The sequence below is a fragment of the Streptomyces atratus genome, from assembly GCF_040655115.1.
Lineage (GTDB): Bacteria > Actinomycetota > Actinomycetes > Streptomycetales > Streptomycetaceae > Streptomyces > Streptomyces atratus_D.
This window is the reverse complement of sequence record NZ_JBFAJH010000035.1, coordinates 31442-52377: the sequence shown is the minus strand read 5'-3', so window position 1 is coordinate 52377 and position 20936 is coordinate 31442. Positions and strand designations below refer to the sequence as shown.

The following is a 20936-nucleotide window of genomic DNA, read 5'->3' as shown; positions in this document are numbered from 1 at the left end:
GATCACCTGTCTTCGCGGGAAAGAGCCCGACGTTCGGCCGCCTGCTGCCGCCGGTTTCGGGACTGATGACGGTTCTCGGCGCGCTTGCGGGCGCCGTTCGGTGAGCCGGCCTTTGCTGCCTGCGCACTGCTGAGGTACTCGGCCAGCGATCCGATCGTGGGGTGCTGGAAGAGCTCGACCATGGTCAGTTCGTGGCCGAGGGAGGCGGCAAGGACGGTCCGGAACTCGGCCATGAGCAGCGAGTGCCCGCCGAGGTCGAAGAAGTTGTCGCGGGTCCCCACGCGTTCCACGCCGAGCAGCTCGCGCCAGATCTCGGCGAGGGCGTGCTCCGTCCTGTCGCGGGGTGCGACGAACCGGGACTCCAGATCCGGTCGGCTGGACTGGGGCTCCGGCAGGGCCTTGCGGTCGGTCTTCCCGCTGGGGGTCAGCGGGAAGCTTTCCAGGACGGTGAAGGAGGCCGGCACCATGTACTCCGGCAGCCGCCGCCGCAGGTGGGTGGCCAGATCGCCGGCCGTCGGCGCGGTGTCGCCGACGCAGTTCACGTACGCCGCGAGCCGGACGTCGCCGGGCGCGTGCTCACGGGCGACCACCACCGCCTCCCGGACCGCCTCGTGCGTGGTCAGCACGGCTTCGATCTCGCCGAGTTCGATGCGCAGACCGCGCAGCTTGATCTGGTGGTCCAGACGGCCGAGGAACTCCAGGGCGCCGTCGGCCCGGTAGCGCACCAGGTCGCCGGTGCGGTAGATGCGCCCGCCGGGGACGAAGGGGTCGTCGATGAACCGCTCGGCGGTCAGGTCCGGGCGGTTCAGGTAGCCGCGGGCCAGGCCCCGCCCGCCGATGTGGAGTTCGCCGGGCACCCCGGCGGGCACGGGGCGCAGCCGCCGGTCGAGCACGTACAGCCGGGTGTTGGCGATGGGGCGGCCGATGGGGACGGGCCGCCGGTCGGCGTCGTCGCGACGGCAGTGCCAGGCGGTGACGTCGATGGCGGCCTCGGTGGGGCCGTAGAGGTTGTGCAGCTCGGCCTGGGAGCGGGCCAGGAACCGGTCGTGCAGGTCTCGGGTCAGCTCCTCACCACTGCAGATGACCCGCCGCAGGCTGGTGCACTTCTCCACCGGTTCGGTGAGGAAGACCTGGAGCATGGAGGGTACGAAGTGCAGGGTCGTGACGGCCTCGTCCTGGATGAGCCCGGCCAGATAGCCGCTGTCGCGGTGGCCGCCCGGGCGGGCGACGACGAGGGTGGCGCCGGTCATCAGCGGCCAGAAGAACTCCCACACCGAGACGTCGAAGGAGAACGGGGTCTTCTGCAACACCCGGTCGGAGGCGTCCAGGCGGTAGGCGTCCTGCATCCACAGCAGTCGGTTGCGCAGGGCGGCGTGGACGTTCATCACGCCCTTGGGCCGGCCGGTCGAGCCCGAGGTGAAGATGACGTAGGCCAGATCCTCGCCGTCCACCGTGACGCCGGGGTCGTCGTCGGGTTCTGCGGCCAGTTCGGCGGCGAGGTCGTCGACGTTGAGTACCGGGCAGTCGAGCGGGGGCAGCCGGTCGGGCACCGAGCCGTGGGTGAGCACCACCGGCGGTCGGGCGTCCTCGGCGATGGCCGCCAGGCGCGCGGCCGGCAGGTCGAGGTCCAGCGGCGTGTACGCTCCGCCGGCCTTGAGCACCGCCAGGAGGCTCACCACCAGGTCGAGGGAGCGTTCCATGGCCACGCCGACGACGACGTTCGGGCCGACGCCATGGCGGAGCAGCCGGTGCGCGAGCCGGTTGGCGCGGCGGTTGAGCGCGTCGTAGGTCAGGGACTGGCCGGCGTATCTGACCGCTTCGGCGTCCGGGTGGCGGCGTACCCTCTCCTCGAAGCACTGGTGAACCCAGCCGCCCGTGCCCCAGTCGTGTTCCGTGGTATTCCAGTCGGTGAGGACCAGTTGCCGCTCGGCGTCGTCCAGCAGTTCGAAGTCGTCCACCGGGGTGTCCGGACGGGCGGCGGCCTGTTCGGCCAGCCGGCAGAAGCGGCCGGCCAGGCGGACGACGGTGGCTTCGTCGAACAGGTCCCGGTCGTACTCGAACCAGCCGGTGAGAGCCCCGTCGCTGTCGAACGCCTGTAGTTCCAGGTCGAAGCGGGCGCCTTCGCTGCGGACCGGCAGCCGGCTCAGGTGCGCACCGCCCAGCGCCCGGGGCGGCACGGGCTCGCGGCCGTAGCTGAAGCTGATCTGGCACAGCGGCGGGCGGCTCAGGTCGCGGGCCAGCTTCAGACCGGCCACCACGAGTTCGAAGGGCACGTCCTGGTGGGCGTACGCGCCCAGGCAGGCGTCCCGGACCCGGGCCAGGACGGTGGTGAACGAGGGGTTGCCGCTCAAGTCGGCTCTGATCGCGAGGGTGTTGACGAAGTAGCCGATCAACGGCTCGACTTCGGCGCGGTCCCGCTGTGCGGTCGGCACGCCGACGACGATGTCGTCCTGACCGCTGTGGCGGTGCAGCAGGACCTGCAGCACGGCGAGCAGCGCCATGTACGGGGTCGCACCGTGCCGGCCGGCCAGCGCGCCCAGCGTGCGCATCAGCGACGCGGGCAGCTCGACGGGGATGGAGCGGCCGTTGAAGCCCTGCACGGCCGGGCGGGGCCAGTCGGTGGGCAGGTCGAGCGCCGAGGGGGCGCCGTCGAGGTGCTGCCGCCAGTACGCCAGATCCTCGTCCCAGGCGTCCTCGGCCAGTTGCTGGTGCTGCCAGTCGGAGAAGTCGCCGTACTGGATCTCCAGCTCGGGCAGCGGCGAGGGCAGGCCGGCGGCGAACGCCTCGTAGAGCTCGGACAGTTCGAAGAGGAACACCGCGGTGGACCAGCGGTCGGAGACCAGGTGGTGCATGGCGGTCACGAGCACCGACTCGTCGGCGCCGGTACGCAGCAGTCGCACCCGCAGCAGCGGTCCGGTGGCGATGTCGAGCGGCTCGGCGAGCGCCTCGTCGATCTGACGCTGCCGCTCGGCGTCCGTGAAACTCTCGTCGCGCAGGTCGATCTCGGGGATGTCCACGGTCAGTTCGTGGTGCACGACCTGGACCGGGACGCCGTCCTCCACCCGGAAGGTGGTGCGCAGCGCCTCGTGACGCCGCACGATCTCGGCGACGGCGGCCCGCAGCACGGCGGCGTCCAGCGGCCCGACGATCCGGGCGGCGCCGGGCACGATGTAGCCGGGGTTGTGTGGCCGGAGCTGTTCGAGAAACCAGGTTCCGCGTTGCAGGACGGACAAGGGAAAGATGTCCTCGGCCGCTGCCCGCTGGGTCATCAGCTCGTCGAACCGGGTCCGCTGTTCTGGGGTCAGGGAGGCCAGACGTGCCTCGAGGTCGTCGGTCACCTCTGGTCCTCTCCCCCCGTGGCCGGCGGTTCCTCGCCGGATACGGAATCGCCCAGCTGCGCCAGCACGTCGGCGGCGGCACTCTCGTCAGTACGCCGCCGACGGCGGATCGGCGCGGTTCTCGCGCCTGTGGTACCCCGGACGGGCGCGCTGTCCTGGGCTGGTGCGGCGTCGTCGCCGGCGGAGAGCTGGGCGATGACGCGTTCCGCGACGGAGCGGATGGTGGCGCCGCCGAGGAAATCGGTGACCTGCAAGGTGACTCGTGTTTGGCTCTGGATGTCGTTGCGCAGCTCCACTGCCATCAGCGAGTCCAAGCCGAAGCTGGTCAGCGGTTCGTCCAGGCCGATGGAGGCGGACGTCGAGCCGAGCACGCCCTTCACGCCCAGCACGAACTGGGCGGTGAGCGTGGGCAGCCGCTCCTGCTCGGACAGGCTCAGCAGTTCTTCGGCCGTGGGGATCGGGCTCTGGCGGCGCCTCCCGCGGCGCCGGGCCGGGGCCGCGGTCTCCTGGCGCGGCGCGGCAGGTGGGGCCTCGTCATCGCCGTCGACAACGGCGTCCCCGTCACCGGAAGCGGGCGCGGCGCCATTCCACGGTCTGGGCGGCTGCCAGCACTCGGTGGGGTCGAAGGGGTAGGTGGGCAGTGCGACCTTCGTACGCGTGTAGTCACGGTCGAAGCCGGCCCAGTCGATGGTGGCGCCGCGCGCGTACAGGGCTGCGACGGTCGGCAGCAGGATCTCCCAGTCGTCGGTCCTCGGGCGCAGACTGGGCAGCAGCAGGTCGTCATGGCCGGGCGGCAGGGCATCGCTGACCAGCCCGAGCAGCGTGGGCGCGGGACCGACCTCCAGGAAGGCGCGGTATCCCATGTCGCGCAATGTCCGCACGCCGTCGGCGAACCGCACGGTCTGCCGGACGTGCCGGCACCAGTAGTCGGCCTCGGGCGCCTGGTCCCACGGCCACAGGTCGCCGGTCACGTTGGACACCAGCGGGATGGACGGGGCAGTGAAGGCGATCTTTCGCGCGGCGTTGCGCAGCGGGTCGAGCACCGGGTCCATGAGCGGTGAGTGGCCCGCGGAGGCGATGCGCAGCAACTTGGTGGTGACACCGCGGTCGGCGAACTCGGCACAGACCTCCTCCACCAGCTCCCGCTCCCCTGAAATGGTGGTGTTGGCCGGGCCGTTGACGGCGGCGATGGAGATCCGGTCGGGGTCGTCGGCGATCCGGGCGGCCACCTCCGCCTCGGGGGCGAACACCGCGGCCATCGTGCCGGGCTTGGAGAACTCCTGGATGATGCGGGCCCGTTCCACGGTGAACGCCAGGCCGTCCTCCAGCGACATCGCACCCGCGACGCAGGCGGCCACGCACTCGCCGAAGCTGTGGCCGAGGACGGCGGCCGGCTCCAGGCCCCAGGACCGCCACAGCTGCGCCATCGCGTACTCCACGGCGAAGGTGGCCGGCTGGGCGTAGGCGGTGTCGTTGATCCGGCCGTCCCCGGGGTCGGCCGGGAACAGCACGGACAGCAGCGGCCGTTCCAGCAGCGGCTCCAGGATCTCGGCACAGGTGTCGACGGCCCGGTGGAAGGTGGGCTGTGTCTGGTACAGGCGGGCCGCCATGCCCGGACGCTGGGCGCCCTGGCCGGTGAAGAGGAAGGCGACCTCGGTGTTCTCGGCCTCGTCGTGGGCCAGGCCCGGGCCGATGTCGCCGCGCAGGAACGCATCCAGCCGGTCCGCCATCTCCTGGCGGGTGGCGCCCACGGCCGCGAGCCGGTGCCGGAAGTGGGAGCGGCCGGTGCCGGCGGAGTGGCACAGGTCGGCCAGGGAGGCGTCGTCCTCGACGGTGAGCCGGTCCCGGTAGCGGTGCGCGAGGTTGGCCAGGGCGGTCTCGCTCCTGGCCGACAGGGCGAGGACCGAGGCGGGGCGGCGCCCCTCGGGGGCGGGCTCGGGGGCCGGCGGGGCCTGCTCCAGGATCAGGTGCGCGTTGGTGCCGCTGAGCCCGAAGCTGCTCACGGCCGCGATGCGCGGTCCGTCCGGCGCGGGCCAGGGGGTCACCTGGGTGGGCACCTCGAAGGTGGTGCCCGCGAAGGAGATGTTCGAGTTCAGCCGGGCGAAGTGCAGGTTGGGCGGGATCTCGCCGTGCGCCAGGCACAGCGCGGCCTTGATCAGTCCGGCAGCGCCGGCCGCGGCCTCCAGGTGACCGAGGTTGGTCTTGACGGCACCGAGGTAGACGGGGTCGCCCTCCGGGCGCCCGTAGACGTCGGCGAGGGACTCGGCCTCGATCGGGTCGCCGAGCCGGGTGCCGGTGCCGTGCGTCTCGACGAGGCCGACCTGGCGCGCCTCGAGGCCGCTCGCGGCGAGGGCGGCCCGGTACACCTCGCGCTGGGCCGCTCCGTTGGGGGCGGTGATGCCGGAGCTGCGGCCGTCCTGGTTGACCGCGCCGCCGCGGACCGTGGCGAGGACGCGGTCGCCGTCGCGCAGCGCGTCGGAGAGCCGCTTGAGCACGACGACACCGCACCCTTCACCGCGCACATAGCCGTCCGCGCTGTCGGAGAAGGACATCGCGCGCCCCTGCTTGGACACCGAGCCGAACTGCGACTGGGAGATCAGCAGCACCGGGGACAGCACCACGTTGACGCCGCCGGCGAGTGCCAGGTCGGACTCCCCCGCGCGCAGGCTCTGGCACGCCTGGTGCACCGCAACCAGGGAGGAAGAACAGGCGGTGTCGACGGCGAGGTTGGGGCCGCGCAGGTCGAGGAGGTAGGCGATACGGCCGGGGATGAAGCTGAGGGCGGCGCCCGAACTGGTGTAGGCGCTGACGTCCTCGGTCTGGCGGATCTGTGCGGTGACGTAGTCCGAGGACGCCACGCCCATGAACACGCCGGTGCGGCTCCCGGCCAGGCCGGAGGGGGCCCGACCGGCGTTCTCCAGCGCTTCCCAGGCCACTTCCAGCGTCAGGCGCTGGTGCGGGTCCATGGCCAGCGCCTCGCGCCGGGAGATGCCGAAGAACTCGTGGTCGAACTGGTCGATGCGGTCCAGGAATCCGCCGGAGCGGGTGTTGATCGTGCCCGGCTTGCCGGGCTCCTCGTCGTAGAAGGAGTCGTTGTCCCAGCGGTCCGTGGGGATGTCCCGGATGGCGTCGACGCCGCTGGTGAGCAGCTGCCAGTAGGTGTCGGTGTCGGTGACACCGCCGGGGAAGCGGCAGCCGACGCCCACGATGGCGATCGGTTCGCTGCGCGCCCGCTCGTACTCCTCGACCTGGCGCTGCAGCCGCTCCATGGTCAGATAGGCGCGCTTGAGCGTGTCGGCCGACACACCCTGCTGTCCCTGTCCCGTCATGACTGACCCCCTTCGTCGAGCTGGTTCGTCTTGGCCAGCAGCAGGGCTTCGAGTTCGGCGGCCGACATCGTGTCGAGGTCCGGCGGCCCTTCGTCTGCGGCGGGTGTCGGTGTGGCGGACCGGGCGGCGGGTACGGGCGTGCGCTCGCGCGGCGGTTCGGGCGCCGCCTGCGCGGCCTCCAGCTCGATCTCCATCCGCTCGGCCAGGAAAGGAACCAGCTGGTCGATGGTGGGGAAGCGCCAGGTGACCGTGGAGGGAAGCGTCACCCCGAGGGAGGACTCCAGGCCCGTACGCAGTTCCAGCGAGAGCAGGGAGTCGAAACCCATGGCGGTGAACGGGGCGCTGGTGTCGATCGCGGCCGGTTCGGTGCCGACGACGCGGGCCGCCGCGGCCCGGCAGTGGTCGAGCAGCACCGCCCTGCGGCGGCGACCGGGTTCGACCGCGAGCATCCTGCGCCGTACGTCGTCCTGTCCCTGCGGGCCCGCCTGGACCTCGCCGGAGCGGTCGACCAGGGTGCGCAACAGGCCCCCGCCGGTGTGGCCGCGCAGCTTGTCGCGGTCCAGCGGCAGGACGCAGACCTGGGCGGCGGAGCCGCGCAGCAGCAGGTCCAGGGTGGCGATGCCCTGTTCGGGGCTGATGCTCTCGACACCGCGGGCGGACAGGGCGCCGCCGCGGTCGGGCCGGGCCGCGAGGCCGATCTCGGACCAGGGGCCCCAGTCGATGCTGAGCGCGGGCAGGCCGCGGGACCTGCGGTGGTGGGCGAGGGTGTCGACGAAGGCGCTCGCGGCGGCGTAGTTGCCCTGGCCGGGCGAGCCGAGCACCGCGGCGGCCGAGGAGTACAGAACGAAGAAGTCCAGTTCGCGCTCGGCGGTGGCGCAGTGCAGATGCCAGGCGGCGATCGACTTCGGGCCGGCGACGGCGCGGAACCGTTTCTGGTCGAGTCCGGTCAGCAGCCCGTCGTCCAGGACGCCGGCGGCGTGCACGACGCCGGCCAGCGGCGGCATCGTGGCGTCGATCCCGGCCAGGACCTCCTCGACGTCCTCGCGCCGGGACAGGTCCGCACGGACGGTGCTGACCTCCGCCGAGGTACGCAGCTCAGCCACGGCCCGTTCGGCGTCGGGCGACGGGGCGCTGCGGCCGGCCAGCACCAGGTGCCGGGCACCCTGCGCCGTCAGGTAGCGGGCGGTCTCCAGGCCGAGGGCGCCCAGGCCGCCGGCGATCAGGTAGGTCGCGTCCGGCCGGACGGGGGCCTGCTCCGGGCCCCTGGCGATCGGTTCGTTCGGCCCGGGGCGCAGCACGAGCTTGCCGGTGTGCTGCGCCCTGGCCATCGTGGTGAAGGCGGAGGTGGCTTCGGCGTAGGGGTGGACGGTCACCGGCAGTGCGGTGAACTCACCTTGTTCGAAGCCCTGGTTGACGTCGTGGAAGAGTTCGCCGATCAGGTCGTCCTGCTCGCGGATGGTCCGCTCCAGGTCGACGGCGAAGAAGGCCCGGTTGTCCTTGAAGAAGCCGAGACCGATGTGGCTGTCATCGTGGATGTCCCGCTTGCCGATCTCCACGAACCGCCCGCCGGGCGCCAGCAGTTGCATGCTGCGGACCAGGGCCTCGCCAGTGGTGGAGTTGAGCACCACGTCGACGCCGCGCCCGTCGGTGGCCCGCATGACCTCGTCGGCGAAGTCCAGAGAGCGGGAGTCCATCACGTGCTCGACGCCGAGCCTGCGCAGCAGGTCCCGCTTCTCCTCGGTGCCGGCGGTGGCGAAGACCTGGGCCCCGCCCCGCCGGGCGACCTGCAGGGCAGCCAGGCCGACACCGCCGGTCGCGGAGTGGATGAGCACCTTCTCGCCCTTACGGAGACGGGCGAGCTGCTCCAGGGCATGGACCGCGGTGAGGAACGCGATGGGCACCGCGGCGGCCTGTTCGAAGGCCAGACCCTGCGGCAGCGGGGCGACCAGGCCACTGGCGACGGTGGTGAAGGCCGCCATTCCGTTCGCTCCGACCGCCATCACCGCGTCCCCGAGCTGGAACTGCGTCACCCCCTCCCCCACGGCGCTGATCCGGCCCGCACACTCGGCGCCCAGCGGCACGATCCCCTCGGCGCCCGGGTAGGCGTTCATGGCCTTGAGCACGTCGCTGAAGTTGAGGCCGGCCGCGGTCACCTCGATCTCCACCTGGCCGGGGCCGGGCGGCGTCCGGTGCCACACGGTGGACTGAAGGCTCGACAGCATGCCCGGACGCGCCGCCAGGAGGCGGTGGTTGCCGTCGCGGGCGGGCTCGAAGGGCCACCGCCGTGCCTGCTGCGCGCCGGTGCCGCCGTCCCTCCAGGGGCGGAGCGCCGGGGTGCGGCGTACGCCGTCGCGCAGGGCGACCTGGTCGTCGTCGCCGGGGCGCAGCAGCTCGTCCACGATCCGGTCGGCCTCGTCGTCCGGGCGGGCCGGGTCGAGGTCGACGATCACCGGGCGAAGTTCGCCGTGCTCCAGCCCGATGACCCGGGCCAGGCCCCACAGCGGCGCCTGGGCGACCGCGAACTGCTCGTCGTCGGCGGCCGGTTGGGCACCGCGCGTGAGCAGCACCAGGCGCGGCGCCGACTCCCGCTCGGCCGAGGCCAGTTCCTGGACCAGGCGGAGTACGGGGACGCAGGTGGCGTCCTGCGCGGCGAGGACCTGCTCGGGGGTGGCGTCCTCGGCGAGGCCGACGTCCAGGACCCGGGCGTCGACGATGCCGTCGATGCCGTCCTCGGGGCTGCCGTTGCCGTGCAGGGCGGACAGCAGGGCGGCGAGGTCGTCCGGGCTCTCGGGGTCGATCTCGTAGCGGCCGGGTTCCGTTTCGCGGTACCCGGCAGCGGCGGTGACGGTCACGCAGGTGCCGCCGCGGGCGGTGAGCGCGGCCTCCAGGCCGGCGCCGACTCCGCCGCGGTCGGCGAACAGCAGCCACCGGCCGGGCCGGGCCGCCGTGACGGGCTCGGCCGGGGCGTCCTGCCAGCTGATCCCGTACAGGTCCCGGCTCGCCGGGTCGCCGGAGTCCGTGCGGTTCACCCGGCGCAGGGCGACCCCCGTCAGCCGGCCGACGACAGCGTCCGACTCGTCGTACAGCACGACCGTGGCGTCGGTGATCTCGTCGGCGTCCGGCTGCGGCCCGGCGACCGAGGCGTGCGCCCAGCGGGGCGTGGCGCGGTCGGTGAAGAGGGTGAAGTCCCCCACCCGCACCGGCAGGTAAGTCCCGTTCGGGGCGGGCTCGTTCGCGCCGCCGAGCGCCGCGGCCAGGGCCTGCAGGGCGCTGTCCAGGACGGCCGGGTGGACAAGGTGTGCGCCGCGGTCGTCGGTGAGTTCCGCCTGGTCGCGCAGCCGGGCGAGGGCCTCGCCGGAACCCCGCCACAGTTCCGCGACTCCCTGGAACGCCGGTCCGTACGACAGCCCCGAGCGGTGCAGGGCGGCGTAGTGGTCGCCGGCCTCGACGGCGTCGGCGCAGCGGGCGCGCAGCGCGGCCGGCGCTTCGGCGGCGGGCCGCTCGGCGGCGCGCCGGTAGGAGCCGCGGGCGGCCTCTGCCCACTCCTCGTCCTCACCGCTGCGGGTGAACACGCGCAGCGAGCCGGTCTCGGAGGTCTCGGGCAGGAGGACCAGTTGGACGGTGTCGTCGTCGCAGCGGTCCGGTATCGCGGTCAGCCGGGTCAGGCGGAGGTCGGTCACGGCCGCGTCGGAGCCGAGGCGGGTGCGGGCCGCGGCGAGCGCGGCGTCCAGCACCAGGCTCGCCGGCAGCACCGCGCTGCCCGCTACCTGGTGGTCCTTGAGGTAGCCGAAGCCCTCCAGGTCCACGGGCGCGGACCAGTGGTCGGCGCGCGGTGCGACCGCGGAGCGTACGAAGGAGCGCAGCACGGGGTGGCCGTCCCACACGGTACGGCGGACGGCGGTGTCCGCCCCGAACCAGCACCGGGTGCGCTGCCACGGATAGGTCGGCAGGGCGGCCACGGGACCGGTCGGGCCGTACACGCGGGTCCAGTCGATCTGGAACCCGGTGCTGTAGAGGCGGCCGAGCCCGGCCAGCACGGCGGCTCGCCCGGACTCGTCGCGGCGCAGCGAGGAGACCGCGACCGTGTCGTCGTACGAGGACAGCCGCTCGGTCATGGCGTCGGTGAGCATCGGGTGCGGCGAGAGCTCGACGAACACGTCGTGCCCGGACTCGGCGAGCGCGGTGACGGCGCTGTCGAAGAGCACCGGCCGGGTGAGGTTGTCGGCCCAGTACTCCGCGTCGAGCCGGTCGCCGGCGATCAGTTCGCCGGTGACCGTGGAGTGCATCGGGACCGCCGTTGCGCGCGGTGTCACCCCGGACAGCAGCCGCCACAGTTCGCCCGCGACGGGTTCCATCAGCGGACAGTGGGAGGCGAACTCGACGGACTCCAGGAGCCGGCAGTAGACGCCCTCGGCCTCCAGGGCGCCGGCCAGCTCCGTCAGGGCGGCGGTCTCGCCGGACAGGACGGTGGAACCGGGGCTGTTGCCCGCCGCCACCCACACCGGTCCGGGCTGCCGCTCGGCGAGGAGCCGCTGCGCCTCGTCCAGCGAGAGGCCGACCACGGCCATGCGGCCCTTGCCGGTGGCCTCGTGCAGGACGGTGCCACGGTGCAGCGCGATGACGAGGGCGTCCTCCAGGGACAGCGCGCCCGAGACGTGGGCCGCGGCGATCTCGCCGACGCTGTGCCCGACGACGGCGGCCGGTTCCACGCCCCAGGACCGCCACAGCGCGGCCAGGGCGACCTGGACGGCGATGAGCGCGGGCTGGCCGACCGCGGTGTCCAGCAGCCGGGACCGGTCGGGGCCGGCGGTGAGCTGGTCCAGCAGCGACCAGTCGGTGTGCCGGCGCAGCAACGCGTCGGCCCTGTCGATGACGGCCCGGAACACGGGTTCGCCGTCGAGCAGGTCCGCGGCCACCGGCCACCAGCGGGGGCCCTGCCCGGAGAAGACGAACACCGGCCGGGGGCGCCGGCCCACGCGCCGGACCCCGGAGCTGAGCCCGGAGGCCTGCTCGCCGCGGCCGAAGGCGGCCAGACCGGCGCGCAGTTCGTCCAGGGTCGAGCCGGTCACGGCCAGCCGGTGCTCGTGCTGGGTGCGGCGCAGGGCGGCTGCCGAGGCGAGGACACCGGGGCTGAGGTCGGGTCCGGCGGTGGTCAGGAGGGACTCGTAGCGGGCGGCCAGGTCGCGCAGCGCCTGCTCGGTGCGGGCCGACACGGGCAGCAGCACCGCACCCTCGGGCGCGGGCCGGCCGGCGGCGGACGGCGCCTCTTCGAGCACCAGGTGGGCGTTGGTGCCGCCGAAGCCGAACGAGCTGACGCCCGCCAGGGCGGTGCCGTCGCCGTCGGGCCACGGCTGCAGGGCGTCCGCCACCCGCAGTGGCAGGTCGTCGAAGGGGATGTGCGGGTTGGGCTCCCGGTAGTGCAGCGTCGGCGGCACCGTGCGGTGGTGCAGCACGAGGGCGGTCTTGATCAGCCCGCCGATGCCGGCCGCGGACTCCATGTGCCCGAGGTTGGACTTCACCGAGCCGATCAGGCACGGCCGGGCCGGGTCGCGGCCCTCGCCGAGGACGGTGCCGAGCGCCTTGGCCTCGATCGGGTCGCCGAGCATGGTGCCTGTGCCGTGCGCCTCGACGTAGCGCACGTCCGCAGGACGCACCCCGGCGCGGACGTAGGCGGCACGCAGGACAGCTTCCTGGGCCTGCGGGTTGGGGGCCATCAGGCCGTTGCTGGCGCCGTCGGAGTTGACCGCGCCGCCGCGGATCACGGCGTACACCCGGTCGCCGTCGGCCAGCGCCCGGCTGAGGGGCTTGAGGACGACGACGCCGGCGCCCTCGGACCGTACGTACCCGTCGGCACTGGCGTCGAAGGGCTTGCACCGCCCGTCGGCGGACATCGCGCCCGCCTTGCTGAAGTTGATGGCCAGCGCCGGGGACAGCACCAGGTTCACCCCGCCCGCCAGGGCGAGATCACACTCGCCCTGAGCCAGACTCGCGGCAGCCTGGAGGACTGTGACCAGCGAGGATGAGCACGCGGTGTCGACGGCCATGCTGGGACCGTGCAGGTCCAGCAGGTACGACAGGCGGTTCGCGGCGATGCTGAGGGCGCTGCCGGTACCGGTGTACGCGTCGATGGCGTCCAGGTCGCGCAGTTGGCGCACAGCGTAGTCGAAGGTGGAGATGCCGACGAAGACGCCGGTCGACGAGCCGGCCAGCCGGTCGGCGGGCAGTCCCGCGTCCTCCAGCGCCTCGAAGGCGACCTCGGCGAGCAGCCGCTGCTGCGGGTCCATGCGCGCGGCCTCCTGGCGCGCGATGCCGAAGAAGCCCGGGTCGAACTGGTCGACGCCGTCGAGGAAGCCGCCCCAGCGGGCGTTGGTCCGGCCGGGGGCCTTGGGGTCCTCGGAGGTGAAGTCCTCGCTCTTCCACCGCTCGGCAGGCACCTCGGTGATCGCGTCGCGGCCCTCGCGCAGCAACTGCCAGAAGCTCTCCGGGCCGTCGGCTCCGCCGGGGAAGCGGCAGCCGATGCCGACGACGGCGACGGGCTCGGCCTCGCCCCGGGCGGGCGCGGCGGGTGCGGGCGCCGCAGTCTCGGTGGCAGCGGTGGCGGTGGCCGGCTCGCCCGCCAGATGCTTGGCGAGCTTCTCCATCGTGGGGTGTTCCCACGCAGCAGTGGCGTTCACCGGGCGGCCTAGGCGGCCTTCGAGGTCACCGGCCAGCGAAACCATGTGCACCGACTGCAGGCCGTACGCGGCGAACGGCAGGGCGGGGTCGACGGCTTCGGGCCGGCTGCCGGTCGCTTCGGCCACCGCTTCCTTCAGCCACCCCTCGATCTCGGCGGCGGTCGCCACGACGGGCGGCGCCAAGTCGGGTGCGGCCGTGGCGGGTTCACTCGCGGCGGCAGCGGCGCGAACTGCGGGCGCGGCGCCGTCGCGGTCGTGGCGCCAGAGGGCCACCGCGTTCAGGCCGTCGTTCATGAAGCTGTCCAGGCAGGCGGAGCGCTGGAGTTTGCCGCTGGAGGTCTTCGGCACAGTGCCGGCCCGTACGAGGGCGACCGCGAAGACCTGCAGGCCGTGTTCCCGGGCGAGTTCCGCCCGGATCTCGCCGATGATCCGGCGGTGTTCCGCGTGGTCCTTGCTGCCGCGGTACTCCTGGACGACGATCAGGCGTTCCTCGCCGTCGATCTCGCGGGAGCCCGCCACTCCGCAGCCCTGCCGCAGGCCGCCGTCCACCGCCTCCACGGTGCGTTCGATGTCCTGCGGGTAGTGGTTGCGCCCCGCGATGATGATGACGTCCTTGCTCCGGCCGGTGACGTAGAGCTCCGGGCCGTCGGCGAAGCCGAGGTCGCCGGTGCGCAGGAAGGGCCCCTCGCCGGTGTCGGCCAGGTGTGCCTGGAAGATCTCCTCGGTCTCCGGGATGCGGCGCCAGTACCCGTGCGCGATGCTCTGCCCGGCCACCCAGATCTCGCCGACGCGGCCGTCGGGCAGCTCGGTGAGGGTCTGCGGGTCAACGATCGCCACCCGCTGGTCGGACAGCGAGGTGCCGCAGCCCAGCAGCGTCCGGGCCGGTTCGCCCGGCGCGGCGTCCTCGGCCGTGCCCGCCTCCAGGGCGTCCGGCGTCAGGTGGCGCCAGACGTGGCCGGTGTCCGGGTCGCCGGAGGAGACCATCAGGGTGCCCTCGGCCAGCCCGTAGGAGGGGGCGTGCGCGGTGGGCCGGAATCCCGACTCGGCGAAGGTGGCGGTGAAGCGCTCCAGGGTCTCCAGCCGCACCGGTTCGGCGCCGTTCGCCGCGCTCCGCCACCTGCTCAGGTCCAGCGTCTCGCGCTGCTGCGGTGTCACCTTGGCCACCGCGAGGTCGTAGGCGAAGTTGGGCGCGGCGCTCGCGGTCGCCCCGGTGTCGGAGATCGCCTTCAGCCAGCGGAAGGGCCGCTTGAGGAAGGAGTACGGCGCCATGAACGTGACGGGGAACCCCGCGTACGCCGGGGTGAGCAGGCTGAAGATCAGTCCCATGTCGTGGAACGGCGGCAGCCAGCTCACCACGTGCTGGTCGGGGTCGTGGGCGAAGAAGGTGCCGAACATCGCGTCGATGTTGTGCAGCAGGTTGCCGTGGCTGACCATCACGCCCTTGGGGCGGCTGGTGGAGCCGGAGGTGTACTGCAGGAAGGCGATGTCGTCCCGGCGGCTGCCCGGGTGGCGCCACCCGTCGGCGGCTGCGGTGTCCAGGTCGTCCACCGCGCACCAGGCGATGCCCCGCAGCGCCGGCGCGTGTTCGTAGAAGGAGTCGGCCAGTGCGACGGTCGCCGCCGGGGCGAGGATCACCGCCGGCTCGGCGTCCTCGATGACGCCGACCAGGCGCGGCAGGGTCCGCTTGAGGAACGCCGGGTCCGGCGGGTAGGCGGGTACGGCGATGATGCCGGCGTACAGACAGGCGAAGAAGGACACCATGTAGTCCAGCCCGGCCGGACACAGGATCAGCGCCCGCTCACCCGCGGGAATGCGCTCCCGGAGCACCGCGGCGATGGTGCGCGCCCGCAGGTCGACCTCGGCGTCGGTCAGGCACTGCGGCTCGCCCTCACCGTCCACGAGGAATCGGAAGGTCTGGTGCTGCGGGTGCTCTCCGAAGGTCACCCGGAAATGATCGACAAGCGATTCGGAATCGTGGCCCTGCATCAAACCGTCCTCTCACACTGGGCAAGCACTCGTTGGATGTCGCAGGAAACCGCAAAATCAGCCGTGCTCACGGATATCCCTGCGAGTTCCGTCGGGCGGCGTCTGCTAAGGCCCGGCCGGCTGCCGCGACACCATTTCTGATCACCTGGACAGAAACCGGTACAACAGCAGCCCGTACGGGCGGTCAACGAATTCGGAATCACCGGGGTCGGGAACATTTTCGGCAAGATCCACCCCGTTCGCCAGTCAGCATCCACGAGCGTGCCCACCCCGTCAAGAAACGGCCGTCGCACCGCTGTTCACCCATGTAGAGAACTCCCGCATGCCGTAGAGCAGCGGAATGGTGGGGCTGCTTGTCACATGGACGACCCGCCCGAAGACCGCCATATGGTCGCCGAACACGACGGTCTCGCTGACCTCGCAGCCGGCCGCGGCGAGGGTTTCCTCGTACAGCCACGGCTGCCGCCGCGGCCCCCGGCCCCCAGACCATCTGCTCGAAGCGGTCGGCGGCCCTGGAGGAGAACTCCGCGGCCGGTATCGGCACCGCTCGTGCAGCGGGTTCACCATGAGCGCGCCGCGCCGCAGCAGCGCGGCCAAGTGCCGCTCGCCGCGTTCAAGTACACCGGCAAGGTGGACGGGGTCAGGGTGACGCTCGTCAGTGAGGCGCAGGTCAGGCAGTGCGCGCGGTCGGCACCGTTGACGGCCGCGACGATGGTCAAGCCGGTGCGGAACGTGCTCATGGACTCGCCGAATTCCCCCGCGAGGTACGGCTCGCACGACTGCTCCAGCACAGTCATTGATGCCGGCGGGATGCTCGTGGCAACCGGGCAGGGCGGCCACCGCTGCCGTCGCTTCCGCTGTGAGCTCGGCGAACTCGCGCTCCGCGGCGGTGGGATCCACGTGCCGGCCGGCCGGGCGGTGGGAAATGCCCCCGGGCCCGAGGTTTACGGCGTTCCACGAGTAGTTCAAAGCCAAAGAGGCGAAATGTCCGGTAAATTCGGGGAAGTGTGAAACGCCCAGGCTTCCGACGTAGGGGTTTCCGCCGTAGCCAACAGCCTGGGTGTTCAACTGACTGTTTTGGACACTTGAACACGCGGCGGTGCGCAACGCATGTCGGCTCGCTGGACTCTTGTGCTCACCGTGTGCAACATGAATGAACCGCGAGCCCCATAATCCGGCTGCGCGATCCTGAGACGGACATCACGGTGACCGATCGCATTACTACCGTGTTCCCGCGTTCCGCCCTCTCGCCTTATCGCATGTCTTTATCGCCGATTGAGCCAGAAAGAGGCCCGAAACATGCAGAAGATCCTCGACGCGATCCTGGCCGGTGAGCCAAACGCCGTCGCGGCCCTTCCGGTGCCCGAGTTCTACCGGGGCATCACCTTGCACGCCGATGAGGTGGCGATGTTCGACGGACTCGCCGGGGAGGAGAAGGACCCGCGCAAGTCCCTGCATCTCGACGAGGTGGCCGCACCCCAGCCCGCCGCCGGCGAGGTGTTGATCGCGGTGATGGCCAGCGGGATCAACCACAACACCGTGTGGTCCTCGATCTTCGATCCGCTGCCGACCTTCCGCTTCCTGTCCCGGTACGGCAAGATGTCGCCGCAGGCGGCCCGGCACGACCTGCCGTACCACGTGCTCGGTTCCGACCTGGCCGGGGTTGTGCTGCGTTGCGGTGACGGCGTGACCGCCTGGCGTCCCGGCGACGAGGTGGTGGCACACTGCCTGTCGGTGGAGCTGCACCATCCCGACGGGCATGCGGACACCATGCTCGACCCGGAACAGCGGATCTGGGGGTTCGAGACCAACTTCGGCGGGCTGGCCGAGTTGGCGCTGGTCAAGGCGAACCAGGTGATGCCGAAGCCGCGCCACCTCACCTGGGAGGAGGCCGCCGCCTCCGGCCTGGTGAACTCCACCGCCTACCGGCAGCTCGTCTCGCCCAACGGGGCGCGCCTCAAGCAAGGGGACACGGTGCTGATCTGGGGAGCTTCCGGCGGCCTCGGCTCGTACGCCACCCAGCTCGTCCTCAACGGCGGGGCCACGCCGGTGTGTGTGGTGTCCAGCCCGCAGAAGGCGGAGGCGTGCCGGCGGATGGGCGCGGAGCTGGTGATCGACCGGTCCGCGGAGGGGTACCGCTTCTGGTCCGACGAACACACCCAGGATGTGCACGAGTGGCGGCGGTTCGGGTCCCGGATCAGAGAACTGACCGGCGGCGAGGACCCGGACATCGTCTTCGAGCACCCCGGCCGGGAGACGTTCGGGGCCAGCGTGTACGTGGCACGCCGCGGCGGCACCATCGTCAGTTGCGCGTCCACCACAGGCTTCGAGCACACCTACGACAACCGCTATCTGTGGATGAACCTCAAGCGGATCATCGGCACCCACTTCGCGAACTACCGGGAGGCGTGGGAGGCGAACCGGCTCATCGCCAGAGGACGCATCCACCCCACACTCTCCCAGGTGGTTCCGCTGGAGCAGACCGCGCAGGCCGTGTACGACGTGCACCACAACCGACACCAGGGCAAGGTCGGCGTGCTATGCCTCGCCCCCCACGAGGGCCTGGGGGTGCGGGACCCGCAACTGCGGGCGAGGCACGAGGCGGCGATCAACCGGTTCCGTATCGATCCCGCGCCCGCGGCCGGATAGCAGGCGTGCGGCGCCCGCCGGGCGCCCCCGTCGGTCCTGGCTGCCGTCGAGGCGAACCGCGCCGCGCAGTGGCTTGCCGTCCACGGCGATCTGGACCAGTTCCTTCTTCTGGGGCTGCTGGGGGGCGCGTTCGCGCAGGTAGCAGCTGATGGCGGTGTCGAGGGCGTCGCCGTCGACCGCGAGAACGACGCAGCCATGGGCCGCTTTGGCGCCCTTCGTCGGCACCCTTGGAGCCCTTGACTGACCCGGCCTCATTCTTGGAAAGTTAGGCCATGCGCACCTGCAACAAAAACGAGTAACAACGGAAGAAATCGCGCACGGAGGGATTCCGTGCGTCGTTTTACGTCCGCTCGTCACGGTTTACCGCTGCTGCGCGAGTTCCCCGACCTGCGGCTGGCCGTAACGCCGGAGGAGATCCCGATGCGGGACAACATGACCATCCACGGCGTGCACCGGCTGCTGGTCGCCTGGTGACCACCTCCCGACAACCTGGAGCGACGACGAGCATGCGCATCGAGGCCGACCCCGATGTATGCGTCAGTTCGGGCATGTGCGCGCTGACCGCGCCCGACCTGTTCGACCAGTCCGACGACGGCACCGTGGTGGTGCTGCGGTCCGACCCGCCGGCCGAACGTGTCGCGGCCGTCCGGGGTGTGGTGTGGCGCTGTCCCTCCCGCGCCCTGAAGCTGGTGGACACCACCACCGGCTGACCGCGCTCACCGCACCGCCATGGAACCGACCCGACCGAATGACCGCCCGCCATGGGCCGCACCGATTCGTACGCCGCCGCTGGGCCGGTGGCCGGCCCGGCCCGGGTCGGGCCGGCCACCGGGGCCGAACTGAGAAGGAGAACCCAAAGTGAACAACCCGTGGTTCGGCCGCTGGATGCCCCAAGAGCATGCCGCCTACCGGCTGTTCTGCCTCCCGTATGCCGGCGGTAGTGCCGCAACGTACCGGGAGTGGCACGCACTCGCGCCCGAGCACATCCAGATATGCCCGCTGGAGCTGCCCGGCCGCGGTGGCCGCATCGGCGAACCCCCGATCAGCAGACTGCGGCCACTGGTGGACGGGCTGGCAGACGCGGTCGGGCCGTTCCTCGACCGGCCGTTCGCGGTCTTCGGCCACAGCATGGGCGGTCTGCTCGCCTTCGAACTGACGCGGGCCCTGCTCCGGCGGGGCCAGATGCTGCCCGCCCACCTGTTCGTGTCCGGCCGCCCCGCGCCCGACGCGCCCCCCAACCGGCCGCGGATCCACAACGCGCCGGACGAACACGTGCTGGAGGAGCTGCGTTACCTCGGCGGCACGCCCCAGGAGATTCTGGACGACGCCGAGTTGATGGAGCTGATGCTGCCCACACTGCGTGCTGACTTCTCGGTGCTGGAGTCCTACGAGTACCTGGACGAACCCCCGCTGCCGCTGCCCCTGACGGTGTTCGGCGGTGATGCCGACACCATGGTCACCCCGGCCCGGCTGCATGGATGGCGCCGGCAGTCATCCGGCGGATCTCAGCTGCGGATGCTGCCCGGCGGACACTTCTTCGTCCACACCTCGACACGCACGATCATGGCGGAGATCGCCCGTGCCCTGCCGGCGCCACGGTCCGGACCCGCCGACCCGCAGGCAGCCGCCGGATCGCTGACGACGGCATCGTGACCGTGCCACACGGCATCGGCGCCCAGGCTGCGCCACGGCCAGGCCGGCGCTGTTCCGTACCCGTCGCACTGCAGCGGCCCGGTCCGCGCCGGGTGCTCGTCAGTACCGCCACCCAAGGGTCCCGAGCTGGAGGCCGCCGTGAAGCTGGCCGGTGAGATGCACTCCTCCGGCATGCGCGTCACCCTCGTCGTCCACGAGCACAAGCGCCTCGGCATCGAACCAGCCATGCCCGCCGAGGAGTTGAAGGCGAGCGACGTCGGCCAGAGTTTCTCAGTCACCGGGGGGCCGAAAGGCTCGCACAACCTGTCCGGCACAGTGTTCACCATGCTCGCCGCCATGTCCGACATGAAGCGCGAGTACATCCGCGACCGCACCCTCGAAGGCCACGAACCCGCCCGCAATCGCAGCAAGAGCATCGGCGGCGTGCGCTTCACCCACGCCGACTTGCTGTCCATGGCCCGCCGCCTGCGCGACGAGGTGATGAGCCTGCGCGACGAGGAGATGCCTGCGCGACATCGCCCGGCGAATCGTCATCACCACGGGCGCGAAGAAGGGACGGCCCCGCTGGGCATTTGCCCGCCCGACGCCCCTCGTTCGGACCGCCTACAGCCGGGCCTGGATTGCGTGGTGACTCCCATTTCCTCCCACAGGTATCCCGCTCATGACCAGCCAGTTCCGGTCTGTTTCCGGTCCAAAGACCGGCTCACTCGGCAGCGTCTGAGCCACGGCTGACGCGATCCCACTCCCGCATCGACTCCTCGATGAGACGGTCGGCCTGCTCCCGGATGCCGTCGAGGAACTTCGCGTGGTGGCGGAACAGGACCTCGATGCTCTGCCCTGCGCGGCGGGCGCACTCCGCCGGGTCCACGCCGGAGTACAGCCGAAACGAAATCCCGGCGTGTCCCGCCCGTCCGCAGGGCCGACTGGAAGCCCAGGGTCCGTGCGGCCTGCTCGACCACGGTCACCGTCCGAGCGCGCAGCCCCTGGCCGGCCCGGCCCGAGTCACGGGCGCGGAGTCCGAAGATGGTGGACCGGATGATCTTGATGGTCTCGTCCAGATCGTCGACCGCGCGTAGCAACCGCTCACTCGCCTGTGGCTGCTCCACGAGCCGCACCACGCTCTGCGGCGGCATCCCCCTCGCGAACAGCCGCTGAATGGCCAAGTCGTGCAGATCTCGTTGACCGGTCGGGCGCCCACCCGATGAGCTGCGAAGAGACCGCTGTACGTCAGTGCGGGCCGATCGGCCCAGTCCAGGGCGACAGCGGTGTTACCCCCGTGGACACTGATATGGGAATACACCTTAAGG

General features: G+C 71.8%; 11 protein-coding genes and 1 pseudogene. 5 read left to right on the top strand and 7 right to left on the bottom strand.

Going from position 1 to position 20936, the window contains the following annotated elements; all coding sequences use genetic code 11:
• Positions 1-2: 2 nt before the first annotated feature.
• The 5 genes from AB0I23_RS28930 to AB0I23_RS28910 form a co-directional block, all read right to left on the bottom strand.
• Positions 3-3338: a non-ribosomal peptide synthetase gene (locus tag AB0I23_RS28930; RefSeq protein WP_359113612.1), complete on the bottom strand. Its 3336-nt coding sequence runs from the start codon at positions 3336-3338 to the stop codon at positions 3-5.
• Entirely contained in the window at positions 3335-6667 is a 3333-nt protein-coding gene (locus AB0I23_RS28925; protein ID WP_359113610.1) for a type I polyketide synthase, read from the bottom strand. The genes AB0I23_RS28930 and AB0I23_RS28925 overlap by 4 nt, the downstream gene beginning before the upstream one ends.
• Entirely contained in the window at positions 6664-15285 is an 8622-nt protein-coding gene (locus AB0I23_RS28920; protein WP_359113609.1) for an SDR family NAD(P)-dependent oxidoreductase, read from the bottom strand. Before AB0I23_RS28920 ends, AB0I23_RS28925 begins: the two co-directional genes overlap by 4 nt.
• A gap of 315 nt (positions 15286-15600) precedes the next feature.
• Positions 15601-15924 carry a flavin reductase gene (locus tag AB0I23_RS28915; RefSeq protein ID WP_359113646.1) on the bottom strand — a complete coding sequence of 108 codons (324 nt, stop codon included), beginning with the start codon at positions 15922-15924 and terminating at the stop codon, positions 15601-15603.
• The gene (locus tag AB0I23_RS28910; protein WP_359113647.1) at positions 15888-16124 is read right to left on the bottom strand and encodes a flavin reductase family protein; all 237 of its coding nucleotides are present in this window, start codon (positions 16122-16124) and stop codon (positions 15888-15890) included. Before AB0I23_RS28910 ends, AB0I23_RS28915 begins: the two co-directional genes overlap by 37 nt.
• 502 nt (positions 16125-16626) lie before the next feature.
• On the opposite strand from AB0I23_RS28910, the gene ccrA reads away from it, so the two are divergent.
• The 5 genes from ccrA to AB0I23_RS28885 all read left to right on the top strand — a co-directional run bounded on the left by ccrA (position 16627) and on the right by AB0I23_RS28885 (position 20361).
• The gene (ccrA, locus tag AB0I23_RS28905) at positions 16627-17976 is read left to right on the top strand and encodes a crotonyl-CoA carboxylase/reductase (protein ID WP_359113607.1); all 1350 of its coding nucleotides are present in this window, start codon (positions 16627-16629) and stop codon (positions 17974-17976) included.
• 330 nt (positions 17977-18306) lie between these two features.
• Positions 18307-18450, top strand: coding sequence for a hypothetical protein (locus tag AB0I23_RS28900; RefSeq protein ID WP_359113605.1), 144 nt, complete (start codon positions 18307-18309; stop codon positions 18448-18450).
• 32 nt (positions 18451-18482) lie between these two features.
• Positions 18483-18686 (top strand): ferredoxin, encoded by a 204-nt coding sequence (locus AB0I23_RS28895; protein ID WP_359113603.1) that lies wholly within the window; start codon positions 18483-18485, stop codon positions 18684-18686.
• A 148-nt stretch (positions 18687-18834) separates the two neighbouring features.
• Positions 18835-19629 carry a thioesterase II family protein gene (locus tag AB0I23_RS28890; RefSeq protein ID WP_359113601.1) on the top strand — a complete coding sequence of 265 codons (795 nt, stop codon included), beginning with the start codon at positions 18835-18837 and terminating at the stop codon, positions 19627-19629.
• A 138-nt stretch (positions 19630-19767) separates the two neighbouring features.
• Complete coding sequence (locus AB0I23_RS28885) at positions 19768-20361, top strand: hypothetical protein (protein WP_359113599.1); 594 nt, start codon at positions 19768-19770, stop codon at positions 20359-20361.
• Here AB0I23_RS28885 and AB0I23_RS28880 read toward each other — a convergent pair.
• The gene (locus tag AB0I23_RS28880; protein WP_359113597.1) at positions 20333-20497 is read right to left on the bottom strand and encodes an integrase; all 165 of its coding nucleotides are present in this window, start codon (positions 20495-20497) and stop codon (positions 20333-20335) included. The genes AB0I23_RS28885 and AB0I23_RS28880 overlap by 29 nt on opposite strands.
• 34 nt (positions 20498-20531) lie before the next feature.
• Positions 20532-20807: pseudogene (locus AB0I23_RS28875) on the bottom strand (histidine kinase); the annotation flags it as partial.
• Between the last annotated feature and the right edge of the window lie 129 nt (positions 20808-20936).